This is a genomic window from Methylobacterium sp. Leaf94 (genome assembly GCF_001426045.1).
In the GTDB taxonomy this organism is placed as follows: domain Bacteria; phylum Pseudomonadota; class Alphaproteobacteria; order Rhizobiales; family Beijerinckiaceae; genus Methylobacterium.
Genome location: NZ_LMRM01000056.1, coordinates 223,043 through 249,648, shown reverse-complemented (window position 1 = coordinate 249,648; position 26,606 = coordinate 223,043). Strand labels below are relative to the sequence as shown.

General features: G+C 64.9%; 24 protein-coding genes, 1 tRNA gene and 2 pseudogenes. 16 read left to right on the top strand and 11 right to left on the bottom strand.

From position 1 onward, the window contains the following. Nucleotides 1–206, bottom strand: a pseudogene (locus ASG63_RS21050) (PhnA-like protein); the annotation flags it as partial. 47 nt (nucleotides 207–253) lie between these two features. Continuing rightward, nucleotides 254–583: a CsbD family protein gene (locus ASG63_RS21045; RefSeq protein WP_056221255.1), complete on the bottom strand. Its 330-nt coding sequence runs from the start codon at nucleotides 581–583 to the stop codon at nucleotides 254–256. A gap of 919 nt (nucleotides 584–1,502) precedes the next feature. Between ASG63_RS21045 and ASG63_RS21040 the strand changes: the two genes are divergently transcribed. The 3 genes from ASG63_RS21040 to ASG63_RS21030 all read left to right on the top strand — a co-directional run bounded on the left by ASG63_RS21040 (nucleotide 1,503) and on the right by ASG63_RS21030 (nucleotide 5,809). Then, the gene (locus ASG63_RS21040) at nucleotides 1,503–2,279 is read left to right on the top strand and encodes a calcium-binding protein (protein WP_056221253.1); all 777 of its coding nucleotides are present in this window, start codon (nucleotides 1,503–1,505) and stop codon (nucleotides 2,277–2,279) included. Nucleotides 2,280–3,117: 838 nt separating this feature from the next. After that, nucleotides 3,118–3,315 (top strand): ribbon-helix-helix domain-containing protein, encoded by a 198-nt coding sequence (locus ASG63_RS21035; RefSeq protein ID WP_056221251.1) that lies wholly within the window; start codon nucleotides 3,118–3,120, stop codon nucleotides 3,313–3,315. Next, nucleotides 3,248–5,809, top strand: coding sequence for a PAS domain-containing protein (locus ASG63_RS21030; protein WP_443189821.1), 2,562 nt, complete (start codon nucleotides 3,248–3,250; stop codon nucleotides 5,807–5,809). Before ASG63_RS21035 ends, ASG63_RS21030 begins: the two co-directional genes overlap by 68 nt. Before the next feature lie 118 nt (nucleotides 5,810–5,927). Here ASG63_RS21030 and ASG63_RS21025 read toward each other — a convergent pair whose 3' ends face one another. After that, complete coding sequence (locus tag ASG63_RS21025) at nucleotides 5,928–7,004, bottom strand: tyrosine-type recombinase/integrase (protein ID WP_056221246.1); 1,077 nt, start codon at nucleotides 7,002–7,004, stop codon at nucleotides 5,928–5,930. A gap of 17 nt (nucleotides 7,005–7,021) precedes the next feature. Continuing rightward, a pseudogene (locus tag ASG63_RS27140) lies at nucleotides 7,022–7,159 on the bottom strand (helix-turn-helix domain-containing protein); the annotation flags it as partial. A 118-nt stretch (nucleotides 7,160–7,277) separates the two neighbouring features. On the opposite strand from ASG63_RS27140, the gene ASG63_RS25705 reads away from it, so the two are divergent. Further along, nucleotides 7,278–8,138 carry a hypothetical protein gene (locus tag ASG63_RS25705; RefSeq protein ID WP_156394298.1) on the top strand — a complete coding sequence of 287 codons (861 nt, stop codon included), beginning with the start codon at nucleotides 7,278–7,280 and terminating at the stop codon, nucleotides 8,136–8,138. Nucleotides 8,139–8,369: 231 nt separating this feature from the next. Here the strand turns inward: ASG63_RS25705 and ASG63_RS21020 are convergent, their stop codons facing one another. Continuing rightward, nucleotides 8,370–9,371, bottom strand: a complete 1,002-nt coding sequence (locus tag ASG63_RS21020) for an AAA family ATPase (protein WP_056221242.1) — start codon at nucleotides 9,369–9,371, stop codon at nucleotides 8,370–8,372. Continuing rightward, nucleotides 9,368–10,174, bottom strand: a complete 807-nt coding sequence (locus ASG63_RS21015) for a PD-(D/E)XK nuclease family protein (protein ID WP_274534752.1) — start codon at nucleotides 10,172–10,174, stop codon at nucleotides 9,368–9,370. Before ASG63_RS21015 ends, ASG63_RS21020 begins: the two co-directional genes overlap by 4 nt. Before the next feature lie 98 nt (nucleotides 10,175–10,272). On the opposite strand from ASG63_RS21015, the gene ASG63_RS21010 reads away from it, so the two are divergent. Continuing rightward, nucleotides 10,273–12,825 carry a hypothetical protein gene (locus tag ASG63_RS21010; protein ID WP_056221237.1) on the top strand — a complete coding sequence of 851 codons (2,553 nt, stop codon included), beginning with the start codon at nucleotides 10,273–10,275 and terminating at the stop codon, nucleotides 12,823–12,825. A gap of 395 nt (nucleotides 12,826–13,220) precedes the next feature. Here ASG63_RS21010 and ASG63_RS25700 read toward each other — a convergent pair whose 3' ends face one another. Further along, entirely contained in the window at nucleotides 13,221–13,469 is a 249-nt protein-coding gene (locus tag ASG63_RS25700) for a hypothetical protein (RefSeq protein ID WP_156394297.1), read from the bottom strand. Between the two features lie 229 nt (nucleotides 13,470–13,698). Between ASG63_RS25700 and ASG63_RS21005 the strand changes: the two genes are divergently transcribed. From ASG63_RS21005 to ASG63_RS24740, 10 genes are all read left to right on the top strand, one after another. After that, complete coding sequence (locus ASG63_RS21005; protein WP_056221235.1) at nucleotides 13,699–14,853, top strand: hypothetical protein; 1,155 nt, start codon at nucleotides 13,699–13,701, stop codon at nucleotides 14,851–14,853. 8 nt (nucleotides 14,854–14,861) lie between these two features. Continuing rightward, nucleotides 14,862–15,278, top strand: a complete 417-nt coding sequence (locus ASG63_RS21000; RefSeq protein WP_056221232.1) for a hypothetical protein — start codon at nucleotides 14,862–14,864, stop codon at nucleotides 15,276–15,278. 73 nt (nucleotides 15,279–15,351) lie between these two features. Further along, the gene (locus tag ASG63_RS20995; RefSeq protein ID WP_056221229.1) at nucleotides 15,352–16,914 is read left to right on the top strand and encodes a hypothetical protein; all 1,563 of its coding nucleotides are present in this window, start codon (nucleotides 15,352–15,354) and stop codon (nucleotides 16,912–16,914) included. 64 nt (nucleotides 16,915–16,978) lie between these two features. After that, on the top strand, nucleotides 16,979–17,200 hold the full coding sequence (locus ASG63_RS20990) for a DUF7940 domain-containing protein (protein ID WP_056221227.1): 222 nt from the start codon (nucleotides 16,979–16,981) through the stop codon (nucleotides 17,198–17,200). Further along, nucleotides 17,197–17,679, top strand: a complete 483-nt coding sequence (locus tag ASG63_RS20985) for a lysozyme (protein ID WP_244479992.1) — start codon at nucleotides 17,197–17,199, stop codon at nucleotides 17,677–17,679. The genes ASG63_RS20990 and ASG63_RS20985 overlap by 4 nt, the downstream gene beginning before the upstream one ends. Continuing rightward, nucleotides 17,676–18,116: a hypothetical protein gene (locus ASG63_RS20980; RefSeq protein ID WP_056221223.1), complete on the top strand. Its 441-nt coding sequence runs from the start codon at nucleotides 17,676–17,678 to the stop codon at nucleotides 18,114–18,116. Before ASG63_RS20985 ends, ASG63_RS20980 begins: the two co-directional genes overlap by 4 nt. After that, nucleotides 18,040–18,336, top strand: coding sequence for a hypothetical protein (locus ASG63_RS25695; protein ID WP_156394296.1), 297 nt, complete (start codon nucleotides 18,040–18,042; stop codon nucleotides 18,334–18,336). Before ASG63_RS20980 ends, ASG63_RS25695 begins: the two co-directional genes overlap by 77 nt. 85 nt (nucleotides 18,337–18,421) lie before the next feature. After that, complete coding sequence (locus ASG63_RS20975; protein ID WP_244479991.1) at nucleotides 18,422–18,754, top strand: hypothetical protein; 333 nt, start codon at nucleotides 18,422–18,424, stop codon at nucleotides 18,752–18,754. 405 nt (nucleotides 18,755–19,159) lie between these two features. Then, complete coding sequence (locus ASG63_RS25690) at nucleotides 19,160–20,833, top strand: hypothetical protein (protein ID WP_156394295.1); 1,674 nt, start codon at nucleotides 19,160–19,162, stop codon at nucleotides 20,831–20,833. Further along, the gene (locus tag ASG63_RS24740; RefSeq protein WP_156394294.1) at nucleotides 20,830–22,554 is read left to right on the top strand and encodes an alpha-L-fucosidase; all 1,725 of its coding nucleotides are present in this window, start codon (nucleotides 20,830–20,832) and stop codon (nucleotides 22,552–22,554) included. The genes ASG63_RS25690 and ASG63_RS24740 overlap by 4 nt, the downstream gene beginning before the upstream one ends. An 86-nt stretch (nucleotides 22,555–22,640) precedes the next feature. Here the strand turns inward: ASG63_RS24740 and ASG63_RS20970 are convergent, their stop codons facing one another. From ASG63_RS20970 to ASG63_RS20955, 4 genes are all read right to left on the bottom strand, one after another. Beyond that, nucleotides 22,641–22,964: a hypothetical protein gene (locus ASG63_RS20970; RefSeq protein ID WP_056221218.1), complete on the bottom strand. Its 324-nt coding sequence runs from the start codon at nucleotides 22,962–22,964 to the stop codon at nucleotides 22,641–22,643. After that, complete coding sequence (locus tag ASG63_RS20965; protein ID WP_056221214.1) at nucleotides 22,961–23,224, bottom strand: hypothetical protein; 264 nt, start codon at nucleotides 23,222–23,224, stop codon at nucleotides 22,961–22,963. Before ASG63_RS20965 ends, ASG63_RS20970 begins: the two co-directional genes overlap by 4 nt. Before the next feature lie 30 nt (nucleotides 23,225–23,254). Next, nucleotides 23,255–23,518, bottom strand: a complete 264-nt coding sequence (locus ASG63_RS20960) for a hypothetical protein (protein WP_244479990.1) — start codon at nucleotides 23,516–23,518, stop codon at nucleotides 23,255–23,257. A gap of 253 nt (nucleotides 23,519–23,771) precedes the next feature. Continuing rightward, a tRNA-Val gene (locus ASG63_RS20955) sits at nucleotides 23,772–23,846 on the bottom strand. Between the two features lie 422 nt (nucleotides 23,847–24,268). Here ASG63_RS20955 and ASG63_RS20950 point away from each other — a divergent pair. Next, the gene (locus ASG63_RS20950) at nucleotides 24,269–26,458 is read left to right on the top strand and encodes a glycosyltransferase family 2 protein (protein ID WP_056221209.1); all 2,190 of its coding nucleotides are present in this window, start codon (nucleotides 24,269–24,271) and stop codon (nucleotides 26,456–26,458) included. Nucleotides 26,459–26,606: the final 148 nt, after the last annotated feature.

Here is a 26,606-nt window from a genome sequence, read left to right as displayed (position 1 = left end):
GAGAGCGTCGAGGCGGCCGGGTTGTCGGCGGCCACGGGTCCGACGCTGGACAGGCCGACGCCCACCCCGACCATGTTGAGGATGACCTGGGTCACCAGCGCGGTGACGGCGCCGGCGAAGATGGCGCCCCAGGAGACCTGGTTCAGGAGGACGGTACGGGTGTCGGCCGAGACGGCCGGGGTCGCGAGAAGGGGGGAAGTGGACACGGGATACTCCGAACGTTCGGTGGGTCTGGAAAAGCGGCGTGGACGGGTCAGAGCTTGCTGACGAGGAGGCCGAGGCCGAAGCCGACGAGGCCGGCCACGAGAAGCGAGGCGTGCGGCCAGGCGACGGACCGCTCATGGACCTCGTGCAACTGGCGCTTGCCCTGGTCGTAGGCGTCCTCGGCATAATCCGAGACCTCGTCGGCGACGTTTCGGACGACGTCCTTGGCCTGGCCGTAGAGGTCCTCGGCCGAGCCCTGAGCTTCGCGCAGGCGCCCCTTCACCGAATCATCCCGGGATCCCGTGAGGTCGCCGATGGCGCCCTGCGCCTTGCCGGCGAGTTCCTTGGCGGTACCGGTCACACGGTGGGTGTCGATCATGATGGTCTCCCGTCGTCGTCTGCCGAAGTGGCTTCGTCGGTCCAAGCGTGGCTGCATCCCGGAAGACGATCGCCGGGTGCGTCAGCAACTGTGCGCAAACGGATCGTGCGCAATCCTGTTCCGGTCACGCTCGCGATTTCTGGTACGGACGCACTAGGGGGCGGTCAGAGGGACCGCCGTGCGGGCCGACGTGCGGATCGACCGAATATTCTGTGCCGATCGGGTTCTCGGCATCCAGCTGTTCCTGGAATCAGACTCCGTCGAATTGACCTGCGACGCCGCGCACCCGGTGTCGTGACACGGACGGAGCCCTGCGACGCGAGCCTCCGTGCAGGCGCGCCCGATCCTGCTGCAGGCTCCCCCCTCCCCTCGCAATGTTGTGATCACATCCGCGTGGGCCCTTTTATTGATCGCCCGCCGCATGCAGCAACGCAGCAACGGGCCAGTCGCCGGAATGTCCATCCGTGACCCTGGCCGGTTGATGGCCGGCGGCAGAAGATTGTCACCCGCCAAGTCTGATCGGGCACTGCGGCAAACGTCACAGTCTAAATGTTCGTTCAGCGTCTCTTCCAGATCCTGTTCCGTTCGTGTCTGGCTGATTGTGCGGAGAATTCACTTCGCAAATCTCCGGTCAGATGAAAGCGCATTTCGTCAAAACTATCCGCTAGACGGGGTTGGGGCCGGCGCTCTACGCCAGTTCTCCACCACGGAAGTAGGTTGTCTTGGGAAAGACAACTGCCGACAAGACGGTCTAGGCAGCTTAAGTTCACATCGGCAGCGTCAAGCCCTTAGATTTAATTCAATTTTTTATAAATTTCCCGATAAAGTGCAGGCAACACTTTATGAGAGCTTGATTATTTGAAATATTCAGTATTTCATAGTCCACTCCGTACAAAAATCTTACGGATGAAGTTTGAGTATGGCTTTCGGATACTTCGATCGCGGCACCGATAGTGACGATGTTCTGTATGCGTCGCTGACCCAGGCCAGTCGTCTGGAAGGCGGTGCTGGTGATGACACCTATTACGTGTACCACCGGGACGATAAAATCGTCGAATTCAATGGTGAGGGTGGCGGAATCGACAACGTTCACTCGACCGTCACTTGGGCGCTCGGCGTTAATCTCGAGAACCTCTACTTGGAAGGGTCGGCCAATATCGGCGGTTCCGGCAACGACGGCGACAACATTATCGTCGGCAACAGCGGCATGAACAGCCTGCGTGGGGGAGCCGGCAGCGACACGATCGACGGCGGCGCTGGGGACGACGTGATCTCCGGTGGGTCCGGTCGCGATGTCCTCACCGGCGGTGCAGGTGCGGACAAGTTCATTTTCGACGCGTCTCTGACGTCGGGTAACCTGGACCACATCACCGACTTCCAGGTTGGGCTCGACAAGATCGTCCTCGACAGCTCGATCTTCGGTGTCTTCAACAACAGCACGCCGATCTACAATGGCTATGCTCAGTTGGTGGACGGCACCGGAGTGGACAATCACTTCATTCTGCGCCCCGGCAACGAGATCTCCCAGAAGGGAGCGCCGACGATTATCTATGACAGCACGAGCGGAAACGTTTCCTTCGATGCCGATGGGACCGCTGGGGCTGGCAAGGCGGTGGTCTTCGCGACGCTCGACACGAAGCCCGTCGAACTCCATGCGGACGATTTCCTGGTCTACACCGCTCCGCTCTACGCCTGATTGACGGCAGCCTGACCAAACGGCCGCACACCGGTCCGCGGACCGGTGTGCGGCCGCTCATCGACAGCCGTCGTCTCCCCTCGGGGGCGGCGGCTGTTCTCTGTCGTGAGGCCTCCCGCGATCGGATTCGCGCGCGCGTGTTCCGGGGGGGGGCGCCTGGTCGCGCGATGCTCGGGCGGGAAATGTCTGGGGGATGACGCGGTTTTCGCGGCTGCGTGATCGGACGCGCGTGACGCCTTGGTTCGTGACGGCTCCAGCCTCGTGGGATCAGGCGCGCCCGGAAAATACGACGCGCTCACGGCCCGTCACCGACAAGCCGCAAGGACCTGGAATCCCGGCCGATCCGCCATCGACCACGCGTCGCCGTTGCGGGATGCCCACTTGGAAACGACAAAGGCGGCCCGAAGGCCGCCTTTCGTGAACCACTAATCCGATCAAGGAGTAATGGTGGGCGCGACAGGGATCGAACCTGTGACCCCTACCATGTCAAGTTTGTTCCCCTCCCCCAACTGCTTCTAATTATTGGTGGTCGCCTCGCGTCTCCCTCGGTAAAATCGCGTCTTGTTCCGGCTGCGTTCACGGGGAACAGGCGCGGCGAACCTGAGAGCACTACCTAGGTCCGCTATTAGAAGCTTGGCGTCTCCCAGCGGCTGCTTTCGATCCTTTGCCGACCCTTGGAATGTCCGCTTTGAGGCTGTTGAGGTGGAGACCGACAATCGGGATGGGCGATCAGCGGAGGTTCTGGCATTGCACCGCGACCGAGAACTGAGGTGCCTTAGGGCGTATCTGTGGCCGTGTCGCGCTTGTAAGAACAAGCCCCGGCAGGCATGGCATATCGATGTCCGTGCGCCGAACCGTCACCGTCTCGATCACCGCGGAACAGGACGCGCTCCTCTGCGCATTTCTCGCGTCCGGCCGCTACCGCAGCATCAGTGAGGTTATGCGGTCTGCGCTCCGCCTGCTGGAGCGTGACGAAGCGGCAACCCTCACAGCGATTAAGGGACCGGTGGCCCACGGCAGGGCGAGCCGTGGCTGACACGGTCGGTCGCGAAACCGCGTTCCTCGCTGGCGGGACCGAGTTGGGTGCGCTGATGCGTGCGCATGATTGGACGCTGTCACCCCTCGGCCGGCCAGAGACATGGCCCGCGCCGTTACGGGCGAGCGTCAGTCTCATGTTGGGTTCCGCGTTCCCGATGTTCATGGCTTGGGGGCCGGACCTCGGCTTCCTCTACAACGACGCCTACGTCCAGATCTTGGGGAGCAGGCATCCCGCCGCGCTCGGATGCGCCTTCCGGGACGTCTGGCCGGAGATATGGACCGACATCGAACCCATCGTCCGGCGGGCCCTCGACGGCGAGGCGACCTACATGGAAGACATGCCGCTTCGCATGGCGCGGAACGGCTTCGACGAGCAGACCTGGTTCACGTTCTCGTACTCGCCGTTGCGGGGCGAGGACGGCACCGTAGCGGGTATGTTCTGCGCCTGCACCGAGACAACCCGGCGGGTGCATACCGAGACCGCCTTGCGGCAGCGCGAGCGGGAACTCGGGGAAAAGGTGCGCGAGTTCCAAGCCCTGGCCGAGAACGTCAGCCAACTTGCATGGATGGCGGAGCCGGACGGGCACATCTTCTGGTACAATCGTCGATGGTATGAATACACAGGCACGACCCTCGAAGTCATGCAGGGTTGGGGTTGGCGCGAGGTCCACTTGCCGGACCAGGTCGAGCGCATCATCGCCGAGGTCGGTGGACGCTGGGCCGCCGGGGAAGCATGGGAAGGCGTCTATCACCTGCGCTCGGCCGCGGGCGAGTACCGGCCGTTCCTCACCCGCGCCGAGCCGATCCGCAACGAGGCTGGCGAGCTCGTCCGGTGGTTCGGCACCAACACCGATATTAGCGCGCAGCACGCTGCCGAACGGGGCCTGCGCGACCTCAACGCGACGTTGGAGGCTCAGGTCCGTGCCAGGACGACGGAACTGCAGCTCTCGCGTGACATCATCCAGTCGAACGCCGACCCGATCTGCGCCTTCGACACGGACTATCGCCTGATCGACTTCAACCGGGCGCACAGCGACGAGTTCTATCGGATCTTCGGGCGTCGGGTCGCGCTCGGCGATGTGTTCCCCGACCTGTTCCCGCCCGACCAGGCTTCGATCATGCGTGGGTTGATGGCGCGCGCCCTGACGGGGGAGGCGTACACGGTCACCGAGGAGTTCGGAGACCCTCGCCTGGCCAAGCCCCGCTGGGAGGTCTCCTACTCGCCGCTGCGGGACAAACAGGGTCGGGTCATCGGGGCGTTCCACTATGCGCGGGACATCTCGGCCCGGCTCCGCGCCGAAGCGGAGCTCGCCGTCACACAGGAGGCCCTGCGGCAGGCGCAGAAGATGGAGGCGGTCGGGCAGCTCACCGGTGGGCTCGCGCACGACTTCAACAACCTGCTGGCGGGCATATCCGGCTCGCTGGAGATGATGCAGTCCCGCATGCAGCAGGGACGGTTCCACGACATCGAGCGCTACATGGCCGCCGCGCAAGGCGCCTCGAAACGGGCGGCGGCCCTGACGCATCGCCTTCTCGCCTTCTCGCGCCGGCAGACGCTCGATCCCAGGCCTACGGACGTGAACCGTCTGACCCTCGGCATGCAGGAGCTGGTCCAGCGCACGGTCGGTCCCGGCATCGCCGTCGAGGTTGTCGGCGCTTCAGGGGTCTGGCCCACTCTGGTTGACCCGTCCCAGCTGGAGAACGCGCTGCTGAACCTCTGCATCAACGCCCGCGACGCGATGCCGGACGGGGGCACCATAACCATCGAGACGTCTAACAAGTGGCTGGACGAGCGAGCGGCGCGGCAGCAGGACGTTCCGGAGGGGCAGTACCTCACGCTCAGCGTCACCGACACCGGCACCGGCATGCCGCCCGAGGTCGTGGCACGGGTCTTCGAGCCGTTCTTCACCACCAAACCCATCGGTGAGGGCACCGGTCTCGGGCTGTCGATGATCTATGGCTTCGCGCAGCAGTCGGGCGGGCAGGTGCGCATCTACTCCGAGGTCGGCACGGGGACGACCGTCTCTATCTACCTGCCGCGCCACTACGGCGAGGTGCCGTATGGTTCGGATATGATCCCAGCAGTTACGCTGCCACGTTCCGAGCAGGGCGAGACGGTGCTGGTGGTCGACGACGAGCCGACCGTGCGCATGCTAGTCACCGACATCCTGGAAGATCTCGGCTACACGGCCATCGAGGCCGGAGATAGCGCGGCCGGGCTCAGGATCCTGCAGTCGAACGTGCGCATCGACCTCCTGGTCAGCGACGTGGGCCTGCCCGGCGGCATGAACGGGCGGCAGATGGCCGATGCAGCCCGTGTTTCCAGACCGGACCTCAAGGTGCTGTTCATCACCGGCTACGCCGAGAACGCAGTGCTGGCTAACAGTCATCTAGCATCCGGTATGGGGGTGCTGACGAAGCCGTTCGCCATCGAGACGATGGCGGCACGCATCCGCTCGATGATCGAGGCGGGGCGGGAGGCGAGGCGGTAACGCCGGACCTGATGGTCCGCTATAGGTCAGATATGGGGCGTCCGCTTTCGGGCGAAGAGCCGAGGTCCGCTCACCACCCAAAGCAGCGGTTCACACGCTCACCAGTTAAACCCGGGTGCTATCCCGTCCGGCGGGCCACAATGGCGATCGGCTCGTCGTCGTCGAGCTCCAGCGCGGCAGCACCCCGGCTCAGCGCTTCGGGCGAGAACTTCGCGTAGATCTCGCGCGTCACCTTCGGGTTGGAGTGCCCCAGGAAGCTCGCGATCTCCTCCATCGGCACACCTGCCTCGGCCTGACGCACCGCCGCCGAATGACGGAGCATGTGCGGGTGGACGTGCGGGAGGCCGGCGTTCTTCGCAGCCGTGGCCAGCCCCTTTTTCACCGACCCCACACGCTCACCGTTCCACTCAATGACGAAGTCGGAGCGCGCACCCCGTTGCTGCTCCAGGAGCCGCAGGCGCAGCGTCCGGGTCAGTGGCACGACGGCCCTGCCCTTGTGCGCGACCTTGATGTCGGGGTCCTCCAGGTCGATCTTGCCGCGATCGAAGTGCACGCGATCCCAGGTCAGGCCGAGGATCGCCGCGGCGCGGCCGGCCGTGCCGTAGGCCACGTGCACGAACAGCTCAAGATGGGGCGCCTTGCAGGCCTCCGCGAGCTGACGCACCTGGTGCGCGGTCAGATGCTTGTCGACGTTCCGTTTCGGGAGGGCTGGGCGCTCGATCGCCGGCGCCTGCGCGATGTGCTTGTGCTTCTCAGCCCACTTCAGGACCATGCGGATGCGGCCGAGTTCGGTAACGATCGTCCCGTCTTTGATCCCGTTCGGGTGCCGCTTGGTGCGCAGTCCCCGCCGGTCCGCGATGTAGGCCCGGCAGTCGGCGATCGTGATGGCCTCGGCCGCCATCTCCCCGAAACGTGGCGCTAGGGCCTTCCACTCGTGGCGCATGATCTCGACCACCGGACGCCCGGCCTTGTCGACTCGGTAGGCCTCCCACAGCTCCGCGACCGTGGTGCCGGTCGGCCTCAGGGCTTCGGCGTAGACGGCTGGCGCACGGCTGCGAGCCTCAGCCTCGACACTGGTGCCGAGGCGGAACCGGCGGCGCTTCCCGTCCTTCCAGAACGTGAGGACGCATTCGCCCTCGGGGTAGCTGGCCGACTTGAGCCGTCCGATGTCGTAAGGCTGGCCTTGATCGCGCATTCCGCTTCCTCGACGGCAGAGAGGGGAATCCGCAACAGCTTCCCGCCGAGGCGAAAGTGCCCGAGCTCGCCCCGGTTGACCATGTTCCTGACGTGCTGTTCCGAGCAGCCCCAACGGGCGGCCACCTGCTTGGGGATGAGGATGTCCTCACGCATCGGCGCCCCTGGGCATGCCGTTATGCTTGACCTCAGCAGTCACAGCGATGTGGATCGAGCAGGTTGAAGGCTTGCGCACCTCACACCCAGAACGCCATGAACCTCCACGGGGGTAAGCATGGCTGTTAAATCGCATAAAGTCTGGCGGGTGATTTCGTTCTTGAGCCTTTTGGCTCTTGTAGGTTTTGTAGCTTGGCTTTTTCTGCCCGGGGTTGCGTGTCCTGTCCCTGATAATCTCTTCACTGATGAGCAGCTTAAGCTTATCAAATCGCCTAAAGTACTCGAACGTCTGCCTAGGCCGAATTGCTTCGAATTCTGGTTCAACCGCTATCAGACACTGCTTGGCGTTTTTGCAGCACTCGGCGCCGGATTGCTTGCATGGAAGGGAGCCCAGCGCCAAGTTGCCGCCGCAAATCAGCAAAGGTCCGTTAGTCTCATACCCATAGTGAACGGCCGGCTTGAAGCAACTCGATCGTTGAAAAGGGCAGCCGACTCCATTAAGCGCATGAATGATCAATTCGACTTTATTATACCGGATGTCTCCGCATCTGCCTATCGTACGGCATCGATTGAAGGCGGTGTTGATAAACAAAGAAGCTTTGATAAGGACTTCTCTCCTGCCGCAGAAAGCTATCAGACATTGGTGGATCTGTTTCAGGATAGGATATCTAACTTCCGAGCCAACATTCAACCTGCTTTGCTGCGAAACGACGCCAGACAAAGTGTCGAAGATTTTATGCTGGTAATTCGTCCTATCAGCAGGTCTTACCGCATATTCGGCAAGCGAGTACAGGCCGCAATAGACACAGGTGATTGGGATAGATATGACCAAATTTCTGAGGTTATCCTGAAGCAGGCGAATAAAACTAAGAACACTATTGATCTTAAGCAGCACCCGGTTCATGCTGCACTCGACGAAAGTATCGTTTCTCTCGAAATACTTCTCGATCAAATATTGGATGCTGGCCATAGAATATAGAACCATTTGTAAATCATCACTGGAGAGCATGGCCGTCTCGGCGCGGCGGCTGAAGTTAACTATCTTGATGAGGACACGCCAAGGAACGAGCACGGGGCTACTCCGCTGCGAAGTGGGGCATGGGGGCGGCCTCGCCATGAGCGTCCATCAGCGCGAGCGTCGTCGACTGGACGCCGGCACCAAGGGAGAGAAGGCGCAGACGAGGAGTGGACGTAGCGGCGGCCGAGACCATCACGCGGCCTCGCTGTGTTGGTCGGGATCGCCATCGTCGCGCGAGTCTGCGTCGGCGGCGATGTCGATGAGCTCGGCCTGGATCTCGTCGAGGGCGCGATCGGCGCGAGGGTCGAGGTTACGACGGAAGTCCACCAAGGCGACGTGGCCCCTCTTCGCGGCCTCACGCGCCGCGATGAACAAGCGGTCCCGGTTAGACGGCCTAGTAGCGTCGGCGGGTCCCGTGAGCCGACGCTGCTCCGGCTCGTCTTTCATCGCCGGCGCAGCAAGTTGCGGAGCGGGTTTCGGCGCGTAGGCACCACAGGCCCAGCGGGCGAGCGCCGCCCCGTGCTCCTCGTCGATCCGGTCCCCGTGCTTGAAGATCTCCTGGTGCACACCCTCCATCTTCCACGACTTCGGGTCGTTCAGGTCGATGTAGCCCTTGCGGTCCGATTCCAGGCGGAACGACACGGTCACCTCGAAGGGGAACTGCTTGTTCGTGATCGCCTTGAAGATCGTCTTGTTGGGCGGGACGAAGCTCTCCTCGCCCCGGATCGAAAAGATGATCGGGATGCGGCGCTGCAGGAACGAGTAGACCATGGCCTTGTGGGCCATCTTCGGCTTGATCCAGGACGTGCCCTTCGCCGAGTCCTTGCTGCCCATCCGCTCGAACTCGGCCGCCTGCCAGTCGAGCACGCCGCCCAGGCCGGCCCACTCCATCGAGAAGCTGTCGATCACGAGCGCGTCGTAGCCGGCGTCCTCTGCGGCCTTCGCGGCGGCGGCGAACCGCTCGGGGCGGAACGGCGGGTCCATGACGCTCGCGTCGAAGGCGAAGTCGGCCTTCAGGTGGAGCGTGCGGCCGCCCTCGGTATCGAGAACCGCCACCTTGCCGGTCGGCCCGGCGATGCCGCGCGCCAAGCGCATCGCCGAGTAGGTCTTGCCGCTGTTGGTGCCCCCGGTGAGGGACACGAACAGGCCAGCGCGCTCCTTAAAGCGCTCTGCGGGAATGAAGGTGAAGCTCACGCCGCATCCTCCCAATCGAGGGGACGGAACGGGCTGCTGTTGAGGTCGAAATTCTGGACCTCCTGCGCAAGTTCGAGCTCTTCGCGCTCCAGCCAGCGCTTCTGGGCCCATTCCGGGTACTCGACGCGGACAATCTGGGTCGGATAGCTGGCCCAGGTCCCGCTCTTGAGGGCCTTGTTCCAGCGGGTGAGCGCGAGCACGACCTTGTGGGCGCCCACGTGCATGCCGGCGGCATCGGCCTCGGCGACGCACACGCCGTGCGGCGCGTCGTTCTCGATGAAGATCCACCGGAAGGCGATGCGGTCCTGCAGGTGTGGGAACAGCAGCCCCAGGACGTGGATGTAGAAGGCGGCCTGAACCTCCATGCCCATCTGCTCGACGCGGCGACCGAGCGTCTGGGGCGCGGCGGACGTGTCCCCCGTTTTCACGTCCCAGATGATCGCGTGATCCTCGTGGATCTCGACGCGGTCCATCATGATGCGCAGCCAGGCGCCGGACACGTCGCGGGCGATGGCGACGACCTCGGCCGGCGCGCCCTGGAAGCCCTCGCAGCCAGGGACGCGGGCCAGCCGGATCTTGACCTGCTCGGCGAGCGTCTCGGCCTTCTCGCAGTCCGGACGCAGGATCGGCGCGTCGCCGGCGGCGTAGGCGGCGGCCCGGGCGGTCTTCGCGGCCCCGCCCTTGTAGTCCGCCGCGTCGATGATCACGAGGTCGGCGCCGTGCCCCAGGATCAGCTTGTGGGCCGCGATGCCGATCTCCATCGGCCGGGTCGGGTCGCGCTCGTCGTCCGGCGCCTTGCCCAGGCGCGGGTGCCCTCCATGGCCGGACGTCGACCGCCGAGCGCCTGTTCGACAAGTCGTTCGGCAGCATCACGCCCGACGAGCTCGGCAAGATCCAGGCCGTGGTCGACGACGGGGCCGGCCTTCGCGCTGCCGACGGACGCGCTACGCCGATTGATCTGACCTGGGCGGAAGCCGCGCAGCAGGTCCTCGGGCCGCGCCGCGCGGGCGATCTTCTGCGCGTGGTCGAGGGCCAGGGCGGCTTGGCCGACTTCTTCGGCAAGCGTGCCGAGCAGATCAAAGCTGCTGGTGGCGGTGCACTCGACCGTGTCGCGCCGGCCGGACCGAGCCCGTCGCAGGTCGGGACCGACGTCCAGGCCGCCGCCCGGGCTGGCGTGGCCGGTACGCCCGAGGGACAGTCCGTGATCCGAGCCACTCAGGCTGCGGGCCCGCGCGTCTCCCCGGATCGGGCCGGGCAGGTCATGCAGCAGGAGATGCGCCGGGTCGCGGACGCCCGCGAGGCCACCCGTACCGAGCAGGCTGCGCGCGATTACGCTGCCGCCCGGGCCGTGCCTGAGAACGCGGGCATTGAGGGCACCGTCACGGTGGAGCGGCCGGGCGAGCCGATCGTGACCCAGCCCGCCTACTCGCGCCCCCAGTTCGAGGCCGATGCGCCGCGCCCGGTGGAGCCGTTCGAGCGTCCCGGCGCCGTGGAAGCCGAGCCCGGCCCGGAAAGCCTTGCGCGCTTCATCGCCCGCAACGGCGGTCTGCGCCTGGATGGCGACGCCGCCGCGACGGACCTGCACCGCTTCACCGTGCCCGGTGTGGGTAAGGTCGCCCGGCCGGACGGCAAGAGCCTCGACAACTTCTGGCGCGAGCGCCTGATCGAGGAGGGCTACTTCCGGCCCGACGCCGACGCTGGCATGGCGCGGGACATCTCGTCCGAGCTGCTGCGCAAGCTTCAGAACGAGCAGCGCGGCGTGCCGTCTTACCCGCTCGATGCGCAGGGGAAGCCGCGTGCACGTTCCGAGGCCAGCCGCGGCCGCGACGAATACGACGCCGCGCTGTCGACCTCGGAATCCCGCCTCGACGAAGACCTGACCCGCGCCGGGATCGACCCGGCCAGCCTGCATCCGGACATCCGCAGCCGCGTGGTCGGCGCCCTGATGCGCGGCGAGATCAGCGACCCGCTCGACGCCTACGAGCACGTCGTCGGCCGGATGAAGGGCCCGCTTGAACCCTACGTGAAGTCGACCACGGTCACAGAAGAAATCCCGAGCGTCCGGTTCGGGCAGGTGAATCCGCAGGCTGCGCTCGACGCGGTCGACGAGGCGCTGCGCACCGCCAAGGGCGACGTCCGTGCCTCGCTCCAGGCGGCTCGTCGCAACCTGTTCGGGTCTACCGGGCGCGAGACCGACATGACGGTCGACGGGCTGCATCAGGCCCGCGAACGCCTCGACCAGGACATCCGCACCGCGACCGACATGGGCGATGGCGTGAAGGCGAGCCGCCTCCAGGCCGCCCGCACCACTCTCGACAACGTGCTGAAGGGCGTGCCCGAGATGGCAATGGCCGACGCGCGGTTCGCGGCCAACAGCCGGCCCCTGGAGCCCTTCTCGGGCAACACGCCGCTGGCTCGGGTCGTCCAGCGGGACCCCCGCACCGGTCGGATGGCGACCCCGGCCGAGCAGGTGCCGGGTGCGGTGCAGGGCGCCACGGCCGCGCGCGAGTTCCTGGCGAACGCGACGCCGGAGGCACGTCGCGCTTTCCAGGATCGCGAAGTCACTCGAATCCTCGACGAGGTCGGCGGCGCCGAGGGTGGAGCATCCGCTGGCACCATCCGCGCCGCGATGCGCCGGAACGAGGACCTGCTCGCACAGCTGCCCGAGGCCCGGCAGCGCCTCCAGCGCCTCGCTGTCGCTTACCAGGGGCGCGAGGCGATCGACCGCTCGCCGCTCGGCCGCATCGCGGCTCGGCCTGACGTTGACGCCGCGATCTCCGCGCTGTTGCCGACCAAGCCTCGCGAGGGGTCGGCGCAGGAAGTCACTCGGACGGTGCAGGCGCTGGTTCGGAGCAATCCTCGCGCAGCGCAGGATCTCGGCCGATCGTTCCTCGGGACCGAGTTCGCCGAGGCGACCCAGAGGCTGCAATCCGGCCCAAACCAGGCCGGCGGCGCCAAGTTCGCCGCCGCGATCCGTGGCAACCCGCTCCAGCGAGAGAACATCGAGGCCTTCCTGCGCGCCCTGCCCAACGGCGAGCAGGTGAATGCCGGCTTCTCGCGGTTCCTCGACATCCTGGAGGCGACCGGCACCCGGCAGGGCATCGGCTCCAAGACCTCGTTCAACAACGAGGCCCTGCAGGAGCTGCGCAAGCGTGGGCTCGTCGGCGAGGGCGGCGCGGCGATCGCCACCGGCGGCTTTAAGCTGCCGTCGCGCATCATGAACCGACTCGACGACTGGCAGGCGGGAAAGAACGTGGATCGGCTCGCCGAGCTACTGACGACCCCGGAGGGCGGTCGGCGCCTGGCGCAGCTCGCCACCGCGAAGCCGGGCGCGTCGACTATTGCCCTCCTCGATCGCCTGACCCGGATTACGGGACGCGGAGCGCAGGCGGGCGACCGCGCGCCCAGAACGGAAGGGGAGCCCCTGAAGCTGACGGTGCGCCCAGTCCCATAGGTTCGTGAGGACGGCGGTGGCGAAGGCCACCATCAGCGTCGACAGCAGGAACATGACCAGCACGGCGAGCGGGCCCGACAGGCGCGGGTCCGGGTGCACGTCGGCGTTGTTGAACGCGCTCCACGTGCACCACCCGATCGCGGCGGCCTGAGCCAGCATCCAGAAAGCCCGGGTCATCTTTGCCGCCTCCCTGACAGCGGGTACGCCCGCACGATGTAGCGATAGAGCAGGATCGTCCCAAGGCTGCAGAGCAGTAGTAGCATCCGACATGCCCACCATGAACATGGGGGATGCATCTACGGACCGGGAAGCCCAGGCCTGCATGACCCACCATGCTGCGACCATCGCGAGCGTGTAGACGAGCACTGCGGAGAGAAAGCGCGACCAACGGGGCATCAACCTCTGGTCGCCCGGTCGATCTGCTCCTGCTGCTTTTTGCAGGTTTCAGAATCATGCGCGGTGGTGGTGCCCCCCATTTGGCGATCGATCTCGCACATCTTATCGATTCCCGGCTTAACTCCCGGCTCCTTTGGAGCATCCGCAGGGTCGCAGCCGCCGACCGCCAAGGCCAGTGCTACCGCAGTGCAAAATCTGATGCTCATGGCCTGTCCAAATCCAACGCTCGGATTATCCAGCATGGCCACTCGCTGTGTCCGTCGCTTTTTGGACACATCCAATCGCCCGATGCCGCTTTAGGCCTGTGAAAGTTTCGCACCCTTCCAGCCCGCGAGATGACCGTTCAAGCGGCGAGCCTTGACCTCACAGGCAATCCGCCCGAAACAACCACCGTCCCGAGACGCGCGCGAGCGATCCGCCGCGCTGCCCAAGGCCCCGCCTCCGCGCGGGGCTTTTGCTTTTCCGGAGCACCCCTGCATGACGATTTCCTGGCCGCTCTCGCGGCAGCAGGTGCTCGACGATTCCGGTCGCCCGCTCCTCGTGCCCAGCGTGAACTTCTACGCCGCCGGCACGACAGCTTCGCTGACGGTCTACAAGGACGCGGCGCTCTCCAAGCCCTGGACCCAGCCCGTGAAGGCGGACGGATTCGGGCGCTTCCCCCGGGTCTATCTCCCTGCCGGCCAATACCGCGAAGAGGTGCTCGGCCCCTACGGCGACCTGCTCTGGAACGATGACGGTCTCGGCGAAGCGGTCGCGAGCGACACCGGCTCCGACGCGCCGGTCGACCCGACCGCCATCGCGGTGACGGGCGACATCAAGTGGCGCCTTGATGCCTCGATCCAGGCCGGCTGGGTCCGGATGAACGCGCGCACCATCGGCGGGTCCGGTTCCGGCGCATCCGAGCTCGCGAACGTCAGTGCCAAGGCGCTGTTCCTGTATCTCTGGAACACCTTCCCGGATGCCGTCGCGTCCGTGATCGGTGGCCGGGGCGTCTCCGCGATCGAGGATTTCGCCGCCGGCCGGCAGATCATGGTCCCGACCATGCAGGGCCTGATCGCAGGCGGCCTCGACGACATGGGCTCGAACCCGGCGGACCGCCTGCAGACGTCGGTGCAGCTCACGCTCGCTGCGGGTTCGGCGACGGCGACGGTCAGTCGTGCTGAGCGGATCGGCCGAGACATGACCATCCTGGCGGATGGCGTACCGGCCGGGACGACCGTCGTTGCTAAGAGCGGAAGCACGATCACGATGTCGGCGCCGGCGGCGGTGGGTACCACCGGCACGGTTTCGGCGCGGTTCTCCTACTTCCCCGACGCGCAGACGCCAGGCGGGATCGGGGGCGACTGCATCCAGGTGCTCTCCCTCAACAACCTGCCGGCCGACCTGCCCGACGGCGCGGTCGAGGTCAGCTATCCGGAACAGCAGGGCGTCATCTACTCGCAGCTCCAGGTCGTGCAGCAGGGTAGCGGCGCGGCGGTACCGAACGTCTGGACCGCAACCACGAACTACAAGACGACGCCCAACCCTGGAGGTTCAAAGACCTTCGGCGTGCCGATCTCGAACCCGGACGGCGGCGTGCCCCACCGGACCATGCAGCCGACCCGCCTCGGCACCTTCTATATCAAGCTGTAGGCGCCACGATGCCCTCGTACCTGAACACGCTCGGCTCGGTCTCGCGCCGGGGCCAGTGGCGATTCCGCGAGATCCTGCGGGCCGTGCGGGCCGACGGCCGGGTCGACGTATCCGATGAGGGGTTGATTGACTTCTCGACCGCCTCCGACATCGTTCTGACCGTCACGCGTCGCCCCCCAGTCCAGCATCAAGCTTGGTGCGGTCCGGTCTACGGCTCGGCGGACGGATACTGCGCCCCGGCGCCGGTGCTGAGCGCGTCGCTCGCCGCCGGCTCCCTGACCGTTTCCAACCCGGGCATCGTCGAGGCGCTGTTCCCGGCCGGGACGCTGCTCGGGTTCCGGCCCGGTCTCTACGACGTGCGGATCAGCATCACGATCGATTCGGAGACGGCCGAGATCTTCGACGAGCCGATCGCCTTCGCCTAATTGCTCGCTCTCCTGCCTGACCGCTTCCACCCGCCCTCGCCCGGCGGGTTTTTCTTTGCCCGGAGCCCTGCTCATGTCCGCCTATCCGCAGAAGCCCACCTTTCCGATCGACGTAACGGGGTCACTCGGGCTCAAGGTGAAGCGGCGCGGCGCCGGCCTCGACCTGTCGATTGATCCCGTCAATGCGAAGGCAACGCTCGATCTGCAGACCGCCGACGTCGGCGACCTCGACAACATTTTGAACAACAAGGCTCAGAACATCATCCCGGAGACGGGGACGTCCGCGTCGAAGCTGCGCCCGGCCTTCGATCTCATGGTGCTGCGCGAGTTCATCAATCCAATGGATGCGAAGTGGGGCGGGGGGTGTAAGCTTAACGGAGTCGACGACGACAGTGCCGCCCTCGACGCACTGTCGGCGGCCTACGGATCGCAGAACCAGTACGCAGGTGGCGGTCCCGAGATCGTATTCCCCTACGGCCAGCTCACCATGGCGACGAAGACCTGGGACATCTCGGGCATGCACGGCATCGGCGTGCGCTTCGGCGGGCGGGGCTCGGGCGTCATCAAATGGGGCGGCAACTTCCCGGCCATTACGGCACGCAAGAAGAACGGCGCGCCGCTCACGAACTTCAAGCTGGCGCCGGTGCTGCTCTACGGGCCGGGCGCCGGAGCGGCGGCCTCCCCGCTGGTCAACGCGCACGGCCTCGATCTCGTCGCCCCCTTCTCCTGCGAGTTCGACGTCCAGGTTTGGGCGGCCCGCGACGCGATCCGCTGCACGGATGCATTCGGCACCACGCTCAACAATCCACTCGTGAACGGCCAGGGCGGTCTCGCCTGCTACCGCGGGCTCTACATGCCCGACGGCGACACTACGCTCACCGAGAACGGCCTTACCGTGCGCGACGGGCTGTTTGGGTACTGCACCAGTGTCGGCATCCGTGCGGAGAAGTTCTCGGGCTCGGTCTTCAACGGGACGCAGTCCTTCGGTCACGGTGAGTACGGCTGGTACTTTGGCGACAGCCCCGCTGGGCTGGACGGTAAGTGGCCGATCATGGACGGTGTCTCGGGCGACACCTGCGGCAAGGACCTGTTTCTGTTCTCGCGCGGGGCCAGCAACATCATCAACAAGCCCGACCAGAAGTTCGGCTACGGCATGGCGCTGGGCATCCGCTGGATCGGAAATGCCTACGCCGACGGCTTCTGCGGCGTGCGCCTCGTCGGTGTCGAGCGTGTGGATCTCGACATCGGCCAAGCGATCCAGATGCCGTACGTCGTAGCGGCGATCGGCTGCAAGGACCTGAGCGTCTCGATCGGGAACGTCAGCGACTACGACTACGCGCAGACGAAAAAGCCGGCGATTCTCTGCCAGGACACGACCGATAGCTCGTTCCAGATGGGACGCATGCACGCCAAGGCTTACGGCAACCCGGACGCGCCCCCGGCCGATGCCTACTCGATCGTGGAGTCCGGGACCTCACGCGACAACGCGTTTGGCGGGGCCAACACGAACCTCGACCGCGCCGTATCGCTCCGCGCCGCCGGCAACTCCCGCTTCACGGGTCATGTCCGGACCTATGCACAGAGGCAAGCCGGTCAGAACGGAACTTGGTCGAACCAGGCAACCGGCGTCGCCTGATCCCCCCACCACCGCTCGATGATGCGCCGCCTTCGGGCGGTTTTTTTATGCCCGGAGGCATCCCGTGAAACTGAAATCCAACTGGCGGGCGGTGCTTCGGCACGCCTGGAGCGTTCGGCTGGCCGCGCTCGCGGTCGTCCTGTCCGGCGTCGAGGTCACCCTGTCGTGCCTCGCCGGCAGTCCGCCGATCCCGGCCGGGTGGTTTGCCGCCCTGTCCGGCGCCGTGACGATCGCCGCAGCCGTGGCGCGCCTCGTCTCGCAGAAAGCCTTGCCGGGGGGCGAATGAGCCGGCTCGCGCGCAAGACCATGTGGGGCGGAGCGCTCGCCGCCACGGCCGCCGGGCTGATGGCGATCGTGAACGTGGGCAAGGACGAGGGTCTGCGCCTGCGCACGTACAAGGACATCGTCGGGGTCCCGACCTACTGCTACGGCGAGACCCAGGGTGCCGTGATGGGCCGGACCTACACGAAGCCGGAATGCGACGCGCTGCTGCTGCGCCGCCTCGACGAGTTTGCCGGCAAGGTCGAGCACTGCGTGAAGGCGCCGATGAGCGACCGGACGCTCGTGGCTTTCACGTCCATGGCCTACAACGTCGGGATAGGCGGGTTCTGCGGCTCAACCACGGTCCGGCTCTACAATGCCGGCGACCGGCCGGGCGCGTGCAGGGCCATGGGCTACTGGAACAAGGCCGGGGGCCGGGTCGTCCCGGGCCTCGCCGATCGTCGAGCCCGTGAAACGGCCCTCTGCCTGGAGGGCCTGAAGTGACCGCCCTCCTTACCATCCTCCAGAACGGCTGGACCGCCTTCTCCCTCGTCTCGCTCCTGGCCGGCGCGGGCGGGCTCGGGCTGATCCTGCTGGCCCTGCTCGGCACGGCCTACCTGCCGGGCTTCCTGCGCCGGCCGCTGATCGGCGCCGGCCTCGCTCTTATGGTCGGGGCCGCCCTGTTCCAGGCAGGGCGGGCCAGGGGCGCGCACGAGGCTTTCGCCCGCGAGGCGGCTCGGGCCCTGGCGGCCGAACAGACCCGCACCAAGGTCGCGAAGGACATCACCGACCGTGTGGCGATTCAGGCCGTGCGGGACCTCGCCGCGGCCGAAGCCACGAACCGAAAGCTCCAGGAGATCAACGATGCGCTGGCCAAGGATCCTGAGCGGGATCGCCGCTGCACTACTCGCGACGACGCTCGGCGCCTGCGAGCACTCTAGCGGCGCGGGGCCGGACGTCCGCGTCGCGCTCCCGCCCGCCCCTGACGGGGTGGCCGAGTGCCTGCGCCGGTCTTTCCCCAAGATCCCGGACCGCGCCCTGACGAAGCGCGACGTGGTGCAGCTTATCGGCGAGGCCAAGGCCCTCGACCGCGCCAAGACCGCCTGCGGCGCCCGCGCCTTGTTCTGGATCGACAGCGTTCGCCGCGACCTAGCGCGCTGATCTTCTCTCGCGCGACCGGACACCGGCGCGCATCAGGCCTTGGGGGGCCACCATCATGGATGTCTCGTTCCTAGCCAGCGGCCCTATGACCTGGGGCGCCTTCATCGGCTTCGCGCTGTTCCTCGTCCTGCTCATCAAGGGCTGGGACTGGATCGCCGGCAAGCTCAAGGCCCGAGAGACCGCCGCCGTCTCGCCGCTAACGATCGACATGGCCGCTGTAAAAATCCAGGTCGCGAGTCAGGCCGATGCCCTCAACGCCTTCAAGGTGGAGGTCGCACGGACCTACGTCACCGGCGACGTCATCACTCGCCTCGAACGACGGATTGACGACATGGTGAGTTCAGTGCGCGAAGAGATGCAGGAGACGCGCCGCGAAATGCTCGATGCAATCCTCGGGCGACCCCCATCTCGACGCTGATCCCCGCTATTCACCGTCGTCCACAGCGCCCCGGAGCTTCGGCTCCGGGGCTTCTGTCGTTTCGAACTGTCAGTTTTGCGAATGCTAGTGCGAAGCACCACAGCGTGCTTTACCGAACGAAACACGCGATGGCATTTCGAGGTTCTGGTCGTTAAACCGTGCTATATCCTAGCTGCAGCGGACAGAAAGTTATCAATGGTGAGTTCGAAGGACCATAGTTCAACGGAGCACGTACCAGGATCCCAATTTGGGATAGGCAATGTTTATTCAAATCCTATTAATTTTGAATTCGAAGTCGCTCCTGCTGGGTGTCACAGAGTCGTATTCTCACTCAATACAAAGCATTATCTATCAAATGTATCCTTAAGCGATCGGATATCCCATCGCCATGATCTTGCATGGGCAGTGTATTCACTCGGTGCCGGTAGATTGGTCGGTGTAATTACACAGAACGACGCTACATATAAACATCCAGATATTTATCTGAACTTTCCTCGTGACCGCCGTATACTTCTAATCCCATCAAGTCCGTATCTGGTAGAAGAGCTGCCGGCTGTCGATGCCAACATATCCCTGACATCGCACCGACGCCATGCGTACAGGTACGAAGTACAGATTGGCGCATCCAGTGACTCAGCTTTAATCGGCGATAGATGGTCATACCGCGAGGGGCGACTTTGTTTTGGCAATTGGTTCAACAATAAAGCCTTCCGCTGGGCTTTCGACGGTGCAACAATCCAGCTGCCGACCATTGCTTACTATCCCCACTGTATTCAGTTTAATATTCACGCAACGACTGATTTCGAGATCCTTATCGAGGACGAAGTAGTCGCATCCTTTCCTCGCTCCCATGATGGGAGCCGATGGCATAACGAAGATCATCGTATTGAATTGCCCGCTCATCTCATCACCTCCGATCTGACAAAGCTGCAGTTTCGCTTCATCGGAGCCTCATGGCAGAACATCGAATTCAACCTTCGGCAGGAAGGGTTGGCTTTATCTCGTGTGATCGTTGATGCATTCGGGGAGCACCGGGGAGACCTGCCAAACCGAGTCGCGCGCCTCGCATGGTCTGCGCCCGACGTGACCTCTAGTGGCAAGTCTTTCCCGACGTTCAATGAATTTATATTTGCGCGCGATAGCTGCTCGGGGACAATCTCTCAAACAGCCATTCTTATATCAGAGTCGGAATTCTTGTTGCTTGAAAGCTATTTCTCGCCTCACGAACAATTTTGGCTAACAATAAGGGGGGTATGGACCGCTTTGCTGCGACAAGGAGTAAGCGCATCCATCTGCTCTCTCGCACGCCTTGATCCTGCTCATGGCAGCGATAGCGTGATCGTTGGCCCTCTCCGATACGATGTCACTTCGACGGATGCTGCTCGAAGATGCCTTAAGGATTCGAATTGGGCCGAAGGCCGGCGCGGCATAATCTTAAGCCACTCCATTCCGACCCTGATGCTCACAGGCCTGCCGGTGGGGAATGAGGCCACAGACGCCTTCGCTTACAGGGAGTTGTTCGAGGCCCCCCTGATGCCCGATCGAGGGAGCAACTTCTGGGAGATGATCATCACACGTCCGGATTACTGGGCGGCGCATCTGATCGCGATCTACGAGAATGTCTTGATCGGACGTCCTAAATGCCGGCCTGAGATACTGCTCGCAACATCCAGCGCGGAGGATTGGATTGAGACCGGCGATCCAGATGCACTGTTCGTCCTGGATGTGTTTTGCTCATCCGTTTCTGGCGGCGCTAGACTGAGCTCGTGCGGCTTACCCTGCGCAGTATCATTCAGGGAGGGGCAAGCCTTCGTTGCTGTCTACGATCGCCGCCAATTCGCGGACTCGGGAGGGAGCGGGATCGCACGCGGCTGGCCTGCCCTGCACGGGCCAACGAATAAGCTTCCGCTTATCAGCGGGCCAATCGAAGTCGGTAATGCGACTGACCCATCGACCTCGGCTTTTGCGAGGGAGATTGCGATCCTTACCGGCGTGGCCCGCGATGTAATCCTAAAGCTTGAGGGTGGAATAAGCGCAGCCGTGTTGCAGATAGCAGTAACAACGGAGCACGGCGCGTGAAGGTCAATGTCCTGATTGACAACCATCTACATGCCGGAATGGACGCGTACAGACTGCCGGATTTTGCAGCATCTGACATCGAGCAGTTCATCGACTCGGTACGTCCTTCTAGGTTGACCGTCTTCGCGATTGGGCATGACGGGCTAGCGCAGTATCCCTCAAATTTAGCGAAAGTTGCACCTGGCTTACCTTTTGATTTAGTTGGTTTCTGGAGAGATGTCGCTCGCAAGCGTGGCATCGCATTTGGTATTTACGTCAGCACTCTTCGTAATGACGTTCTATTGACAGAGCAGCCAGCGTGGGTCCGGTATCGTCTCGATGGAGCTACGTCTGGCAAGATTGATCACACATCGCCGTACCTTGCGAAGTGGCTGAAGCCGGTACTCTCAGAGATCTACAAAAAGTACAAACCCGACAGCTTCTTCTTCGATGGCGATTATTGGGCCGTTGGCGAAAGCATAAGTGAACCACGCGCTCGTGCTGCTCAACTAAGATGGCCAACAAGAGGCGAGACCGCACTCTCAACGTTGTCTCCGGAAGAGCACCGCCTTTTGACTGTAGAAACTTACACTGCATACCTACGTGAACTGGGCACTTTTCTTCGCAAGCTCGACAAGCGCCTACTAAGCTCCGTCAATCTGGCCTTCACCTTCAGACATCCAACAGCACCACCGATTGGGCTTAATCTCGTTACATCGGACTTGCCGCCGTTCTATGGAGCGCTCGAAGCATGGATCGAGACAGCGGTACTGCTACGCGCTGATATCCGTCGCGATCTCGTCGTGCCTCTCTATGCAGAGCCCGAAGGTGGCGGCAGAAAATATCCCAAGAGCGTTCCTCAGCTGATCCACGAGACGGCACCAATCGTTGCACATGGCGATCCCGTCCATGTCTATTTCCCGATGTCACGGAGAGGGCGCATCGACCAAGCCTACGTTGGCAGCCTGAATGAGATGCGCGCTCGCATAGAAGGCGACGAGCAGCACACGACACAGACGGATTTGCAGTCAGACTTCGACGTTCTCTGCTTGTCTGATAGCGATGCCATGCAACGCAGCCAGGATTTCAGTTCGGTCCGCGGCGCTTTTCTGGCGGCAAGCGCAGCCGGCCTCAATGTCGGAGTCGCCTCGACCCAGCGGTGCGCTGACCATCTCGCAAGGATGCGCTTGTTGATCATCCCGTCCGGGCAAGCGCTCTCGGCAGAGGCTATCCGGCTGGTAGAAGCGGCAGAAGCCGCTGGTGTCGTGATCCTCGGACCTGACCTTCCTGGCTTCAAGAAACGGATGGTTTCATCGAATTGGTCAATCGATCAGCAAACGATGGATCTGGTTGCGGACGCCTACCATGCCTCCCCAAAGAGCACTCTCTGGTCTGACGTGGATCTCGAAAGGCCCTGGACGACCTTCGCACGTGGACTGACTGCCTCCGATGGTTCTTGGCGCCTGTTCCTTTGGAACGGCGTTAAAAACGGGTTCGATATGGGTCGGCATGTTCGGGACGAAGGGGCGGGATTTGCAGGACCTCACCGGGTCAGTGTTCCAGGAGAGTTCCATATCGGTAACGTCTGGGGACACATCTCAGCGCTTGAGCGAACAGATCGGTCAGTCTCGTTTCATTTGAATGGGGCGTTTGCAGTCGTGGAAGGGACGAGCCCGCGCACAGAGCGATCGCAGAAGCGTGCATGGCCGTGGGAGCGTTGGTGGAGAAGCGGCCGCGCTTAACTCTTGTTCGTCGGACGAACAGGCTTCGAACGCTCATCAACGCAAGTAGCGAGCGCTGAGGGCCCTTCTGCGAGACCTTCGCTTGTTCAGCGGGCGAACCCATTTTCGCCTACCCGGCGCCGCCGCCCGTCCTTGGCCTGGATCCAGGTCTCGGCCACGCATGTGATCGCGGGCGGCCCGGCGTCATAGTCCCAGTACCAGAGCGCGTTGGCGTTCGGGCCGCGCTTCAGGTCGACCGCTTCGCACAGGATCAGCCGGAGCCTGTACTGCCCCTCGTGCTGCCCCTTCAGCAGCTCGTAAACGCGGTCACTCGACGCGATCCATTGCGCGCTGCCGGACGTCTCTGGGAAGATGCGCGGCGCGTATTCGTCGGTGGTGATCTCGCGCCAGGACGGCGCTTCGCCGCTCACGGCCTATCCGGCCGAGCCAGTAGGATCGCGGTCCGCACCGCAGCGCGCTTCAGGTGCTCGGTGGCGTCCTTGTTCGCGACGGTCACCTTCGACCACTCGTGGCTGCTCACAGCATCGGCGAGATTGATCCGGTAGCCGTCGCCGAAGAGGAAGGCCGTGCTGGTTGGATCCGCCATGTAGGCGTCGACCGCGGCGGCGACGTCCGCCTCGAGGATGGTCTTCGCCTTGTAGAGGTCGCCGGTCGTTGGATTCTCAGCCATGTCGAGGAAGTAGCATGCGCCGGGCCCGCGTCACCGGCCGAACGTCCACAGCGGCACCGCGCCGCTGGGCCGGCCCGGCTTGTCCCGCCTGTGGGTGGTTCGCTCGAACACGATCCGGTCCGCGAGCACGGACGACACCTTTTCGCCGCTGAGGACCATGGCGCCGCAGTAATCGGGTCGGATGGTACCGGCCTGGGGGTGGACGCCGAACAGATCCAGCGTCGACCATCCGAGCGCCACCGCTTGATCGGCGTATCGGTCGAGGAACTCGATCGCGGCCTCGTGCATGGCCATCCAGTTCGTGCCGGTCAGGCCTGGGCAGGGTGACACGCTGGGGCGCAGGTCGAGGAAGGCCTTACGCCAGATTGCGGGATCGGCTGGAACGAGCTTGGGGGGGGCTGGCATCGGCTCTTGTGCGTCGGGTTCTGATGAAGCGCGAACCTGCGGTGGAGCCGTATCGAACCTCGATCAGGTTCGCTGAACCTACGATCAGTAACCGTAGGCCTATCTCTCAGCAGGTAAAAACCTGTGACATCAGAGAGATAGATGGTGGGCGCGACAGGGATCGAACCTGTGACCCCTACCATGTCAAGGTAGTGCTCTCCCGCTGAGCTACGCGCCCTCACCGGTGCCGCTCGGCGCCGGTGGAGGGGGCTATAGCCTGGGGTTTCGGGGTACGCAAGGGCCCTCGCCGCGCGAATGTTCGGCCTGCCGGTCGGGCGATCCCCGGCCCCGGCATCGGCCCTGTGTGACCCGCGAAAATGCGGTAAGCCGGGTCTGGTCGCCTTCCGGTGGCGCGGGCCGGTCCGGTGCGCCGACCGGGGCCGACGGCCGGAACAGGCGGGTTGGGGCTTACGGTGGAACGATGTGGGGCGTGAACGAGGGTGAGCGCGGAAAGGCCGTTCGCGCTTGGGGCGGCGACGCCGACCGGGGGAGCGGGGGCGACGATCGGGCCCGCCCTGCGGTGTCCCGCCGTTCGATGACGCTCGCGGGAAGGTCCGGCCCTGCTGCCTCGGGTACGGTCCGCGATGGAGTGAGCCAGGGATGAAGACCCCGAACCGGTCCGGCTCGCTGCCGGCCGTCTCGCTCCCCCGGATTCGCAGGGGGGCTTCGACGCGGCGCTTCGTCCCGGATGGCCCCGGCTTCGACCTCGACCTCGCGGATGCCGGTCTCGGCGGGACCTGGGCGACGATCCGGTTCCGGGACGTCGGGAGCGCGGGCGTCTGCCGGCTGGTCCTCAGCGCGCGGGTCCTCGGCCCGGACGGTCGGCCCGGCATCGTGGCCCTCTCCGAGGAGGCGGAGGGCGGGGATCGCTTCGTCTGGACGGGGCGCTTGCCCGAGGGGCTGCGAGCCCTGCACCTGGCGCCCCTCGCCCGCGAAACGGGGTTCCACCTCGACGGTTTCGCGATCCGCCGGGTCCGGCGGATCGGCCTCGTCGCGCGCGCCCTGCGCCGGAACCCGGCCCTCGCCGCGCGCGCCCTGTACTGGCGCGCCCTCGGCCTCAAGGTTCGCGGGCGGGCGCTGCTCCTGCGGGCCCTCCACGATCGGACGGAGACCGGCTACGCCACGTGGATCGCCCGATTCGATACCCTCTCCGAGGCCGATCGGCGGCGCATCCGCGACGCGATCGATGCCTGGCCGGACGCGCCGCGGATCTCGGTGGTGATGCCGGTGCACGATCCCGCCCCGCGCGTTCTGGACGCCGCCATCCGGTCGGTCCGCGCGCAGCTCTATCCGAACTGGGAGCTCTCGATCGTCGACGACGCCTCGACGGATCCGGCGATCCCACGCCTCCTGGCCCGTCACGCCCAGCAGGATCCCCGCATTCACGTCGTCCGGCGTGCGGAGAATGGTCACATCGCCCGCGCCACCAACGACGCCCTCGCGCAGGCGACCGGTCCTTTCGTCGCCTTCCTCGACCACGATGACGTGCTGGCCGAGGGGGCGCTCTACCACGTCTCGACCGCGATCCGTGCCGCGCCCGATCTCGTTCTGATCTACAGCGACGAGGACAAGATCGACGGGCGTGGGCGTCGCTTCGAGCCGCACTTCAAGTCGGGGTTCGATCGCGAGCTGCTCTACGGCCAGAACTACATCAATCACCTCACGGTGATCCGCACGGAGGCGATCCGGGCCGTGGGCGGCCTGCGCCCGGGCTTCGAGGGCAGCCAGGACCACGATCTCCTCTTGCGGATCACGGCGCGTCTGACGCCGGATCGCATCCGGCACATTCCGCGGATCCTCTACCACTGGCGTGCCGCCGGCGGCTCGGGGACGTTCTCGGACCGGGCCCTGGAGCGGAGCGAGGTGGCGCGGCTGCGCGCGCTGGCCGAGGTGGCCGCCCCCCTGCGGGCGACGGCGGTGCGCGGCCCCCTCGGGTTCAACCGGCTCGTCCGTCCGGTCCCGGAGCCGGCTCCCCTCGTTTCGGTGGTCATTCCGACGCGCGACCGCGCGGACTTGCTCGCCGTGGCCCTCGCGGGTGTTCTCGACGCGACGGACTATCCGGCCATCGAGGTGCTCATCGTCGACAACGACAGCCGGGAGCCCCGCACGCGCGACCTTTTCGCGCGCTATTCGAACGACGCGCGCGTTCGTGTCGTGTCGGTGCCCGGACCCTTCAACTTTTCCGACCTCTCCAACCGAGGCGCGGCAGCGGCCCGGGGGCCGCTGCTCCTGTTCCTGAACAACGACGTCGAGGTCATCGAGCCCGGCTGGCTGCGCGAGATGGTGTCCATCGCGCTGACGCCGGACATCGGCGCGGTGGGCGCGAAACTGCTCTACCCGGACCACACGCTGCAGCACGGCGGCATCGTCCTCGGGATCGGCGGCGTGGCTGGGCACAGCCATCCCGGGCTGTCCGAGGACGACCCCGGGTACTTCGCCCGGATGGTCCTGACGCAGGAGGTCTCGGCCGTGACCGGCGCCTGCCTGCTCCTCCGGGCGTCGGTCTTCTCGGAGGGCGGGGGCTTCGACGCGAACGACCTCGCCGTCGCGTTCAACGACGTCGACCTCTGCCTCAGGCTGCGCGCGCAGGGGTATCGGATCGTGTGGACACCGCATGCGCGGCTGATCCACCACGAATCGAAGAGCCGCGGCGCGGAGGACACACCCGAGAAACTGGCCCGGTTCGAGCGCGAGGTCCGGGTGATGCAAGACCGATGGGGGGCGGTTCTGCGGGCGGACCCGTACTACAATCCCAATCTCTCGAAGATCGCCGCGCGCTATCGGCTCTGATGTTGCGGCGCAGCGTCATCCCCTCGCACCGCAAAGTCGCCGTAATCAGCCGGTCTATCCGCCTTCCCTGGATGGCTTCGGCACAGCGATGAACCGTTGCGAAACAGGGTGGCAGCGGGGTCTGAATCACAGGGGGCGACGCTGGTCC